General features: G+C 38.7%; 3 protein-coding genes and 1 pseudogene. 3 read left to right on the top strand and 1 reads right to left on the bottom strand.

Going from position 1 to position 3,070, the window contains the following annotated elements; translation table 11 throughout:
• Positions 1-166 precede the first annotated feature (166 nt).
• Positions 167-823, bottom strand: a pseudogene (locus H9653_RS12220) (IS1595 family transposase).
• Positions 824-1,325: 502 nt separating this feature from the next.
• On the opposite strand from H9653_RS12220, the gene H9653_RS12215 reads away from it, so the two are divergent.
• The 3 genes from H9653_RS12215 to H9653_RS12205 are packed head-to-tail and all read left to right on the top strand — an operon-like array spanning position 1,326 to position 2,899.
• Positions 1,326-1,736, top strand: a complete 411-nt coding sequence (locus H9653_RS12215) for an OsmC family protein (RefSeq protein ID WP_191692570.1) — start codon at positions 1,326-1,328, stop codon at positions 1,734-1,736.
• 35 nt (positions 1,737-1,771) lie between these two features.
• Positions 1,772-2,236 (top strand): flavodoxin family protein, encoded by a 465-nt coding sequence (locus H9653_RS12210; protein WP_191692569.1) that lies wholly within the window; start codon positions 1,772-1,774, stop codon positions 2,234-2,236.
• Between the two features lie 12 nt (positions 2,237-2,248).
• The gene (locus tag H9653_RS12205) at positions 2,249-2,899 is read left to right on the top strand and encodes a DUF938 domain-containing protein (RefSeq protein ID WP_191692568.1); all 651 of its coding nucleotides are present in this window, start codon (positions 2,249-2,251) and stop codon (positions 2,897-2,899) included.
• Positions 2,900-3,070: the final 171 nt, after the last annotated feature.

Genomic DNA, 3,070 nt, shown 5'->3' with positions numbered 1-3,070 from the left:
TCAGAAGTGAAACATCATCGCGCCAATGGTAGTGTGGCTCCGGCCATGTGAGAGTAGGTCATCGTCAGCTCTCTATTCCGATTACCCCCTTACGTGAATGCGTAAGGGGGTTTTCTTTTGGCTGCTTTAAGCTAAATAATTATTAAGGGGCTGTAGTAGATAAGGGTTAAATATCACACCATTTTCTCAGCGTTTTAAGCTGATGAGATGGTGAGCCATAGTTAAATCTAAACTCACACTCTTTTAAAAACAAATGGAAGTTCTTTTTATCGATCCCATTATATTTTCTGAGAGTTCGTTTAGACTGATTCCAAAAGTTCTCAATGCCATTGATATGATTATTTTTACCACAAGTGAACTCTTTAGAGTGATTGACTCTGAAATGTTTAAACTCGCTCACATCCAATGCATTGTAACTTCGATAACTATCCGTATAAACAAAGCTATCAGGCTTGATTTTACGCTTAATAACAGGTATTAAAGTAGTCTGTTTGGTGTCTGCTACGACAATGGTATAAACCTTGCCATTTCGTTTTAGTATACCAAATACGGCTGTTTTACCAGCAGCTCCGCGACCTCTTTTGCCTTTGCGCACACCGCCAAAGTAACTTTCATCTAATTTGACTTACGCCTAAAAGAGCTCATCAGCTTCTAATGAGAGATGGTAATCTATCACAAGTCTTATTTTATGATAAAAAAGTGCAGCAGTGTTAGGCTGAATATTGAGCAAATCTGCGGCTGTTCTAGCAGTTACTTCAGCTGCGTAAAACTCTAAGAGCCTTCGCTGAACTTTTTTACTTAGTTTACAACGGGTTATCTTCATAAAAGTAGTCTAGCATAGGGCTTATCTACTACAGCCCCTTGATTTAAGTTATCAGATATTAAATATTGCCTTTTCTAGTCTGACACCCTCTGCCTTAAAAGTAGCAAATAGTCTAGATCAAACTATTGACCAACGATTGATCCTTTGGCTGGGTATGAGCTCAGAAATATTCTACATGTATACTGTGAATAAATATTTTGGTATACGTATGTTAAATGCCAATGTCACTTGGATGTGTGAAGAGCTTGTTAGAATGGAGGTTTTTGAAAACCCTTTCACTGCACTTCATAGCGAAAAGTATATAGTACAAGGGCTAATGCTAAGTGGTTTACCACAGATCATGGCCTCAAAACTTTATAAAGAGTTATTAAATGAGTGATAGTATACTGTTGATATATAAATTATATCGTTCAATATATTTTTGAATCTAAGTGGTTATTAAATAACTCTTCCTAATTGTATTAAAAATTTTGATTTACTGTTTTTCGTATGAGAGAAAACTATGACTACCTCAAAAGTAACCTATCAAGGCGACCTACGCACCACAGCCATTCACTTGCAATCAAACAATGAAATTATTACTGATGCGCCAGTGGATAATCAGGGTAAAGGTGAAGCATTTTCACCGACTGATTTATTGGCGACCAGCTTAGCCAGTTGTATGTTGACGATTATCGGTATTAAAGCGCGTGATATGGAAATCGACATTGCAGGTACCACAGCTGAGGTGACCAAAATAATGGCTGCTGACCCAAGACGTGTCAGTGAAATACATGTCGAGATCACTTTTAGTCAAGCATTAGACGATAAAACGCAAAAAATACTTTACAACACTGCGCTGACTTGTCCGGTTGCGAAAAGTATCCATCCTGATATCATTCAAAAGGTGACTATTAATTCTAAGAGTTCTTAACTGCAAGAACTAATAACTTCTATAAAGGTGTTGATATGGCTAGCAAAACCTTACTTATCGTCGCACATGCGCCATCACCGAATACCAAAAAGCTAGCGCAATCAGCCTACGATGGTGCTAATCACTCCGATATAGATATCAACGTCATAATCAAATCTCCTCAAGATACGCAGCCTGAAGATGTGTTAGCTGCGGATGCATTATTATTAGGCACGACTGAGAACTTGGCATATATGGCGGGGCTGACCAAAGACTTTTTTGATCGCTGTTATTATTCGGTGTTAGAGAAGAAGCAGGGCATGCCGTTTGCACTATATGTTCGTGCAGGTCATGATGGTACGGGTACCAAGCTTGCCATAAAGACCATTACCACTGGGTTGCGCTGGGAATGGATTCAAGAAGCGCTGATTTTACAAGGTGATTGGCAAGAGGTATTTACTGAGCAAGTCGAAGAGTTGGCGATGACACTGGCAGCTGGGGTAGAATCGGGTATTTATTAATAAGGTGTTTTTATGGTTAAGGATAACTTAGGGAATATAGTTTCTAATCTACCATTTTCTCAAGCGTGTGAAAATAATCAGCAGCCAATACTAGAAGTCTTACAGCAAGAGTTAAAAAAATCGCATCATGTCTTGGAAGTGGGTTCAGGGACGGGGCAGCATAGTGTCTATTTTGCGCCACGTTTGACGCATTTACACTGGCAGACCAGTGATGTGCTTGCTAATCATGCCATTATCAATGCTTGGCATGCTGCGTATCCTGCCCTGAATTTATATGCGCCGCTTAGCTTTGATGTATCGTCTGATTCAGTGCCGATAAATAAGACTATCAATGCGCCTTACGATGCGGTATTTACCGCCAATACTTTGCATATTATGTCGTGGTTTTTAGTCAGGAAGTTATTTGAGTTGGTCGGCAATATGCTACCTTTAGAGGGAAAGTTCATCATTTATGGACCCTTTAACGAAAATGGCCGTTATAGCAGTGATAGTAATCGACAGTTTGACTATAGTCTTCGACAGCGTGATAGCAACAGCGGCATTCGCGCCTTAGAAGACATCATAGCAGTAGCAGAAAAACAGCATTTACTGCTAATAAATCGCTATAAAATGCCCGCCAACAATGAAATATTAGTTTTTCAAAAAAAAGCTAACTTACTATAATATTTTAAAAGTATATTTTAAAAACTCACTCCTATCTTCTAAGTCATTCTAATCATATTTATCCGCCAAAACCTTAAAGTCCTTTTTATAGCGTTTAACCGTTCCAAAAATCTTACTCAAACCTAGCCAATATTGACTATTAGATAGGTTTGACGTTTTCTTTCTGCTTCA

Source organism: Psychrobacter communis (assembly GCF_014836505.1).
Lineage (GTDB): Bacteria > Pseudomonadota > Gammaproteobacteria > Pseudomonadales > Moraxellaceae > Psychrobacter > Psychrobacter faecalis.
The sequence above is the reverse complement of the archived record's forward strand: the minus strand, read 5'-3'. Positions and strand labels throughout refer to the sequence as shown.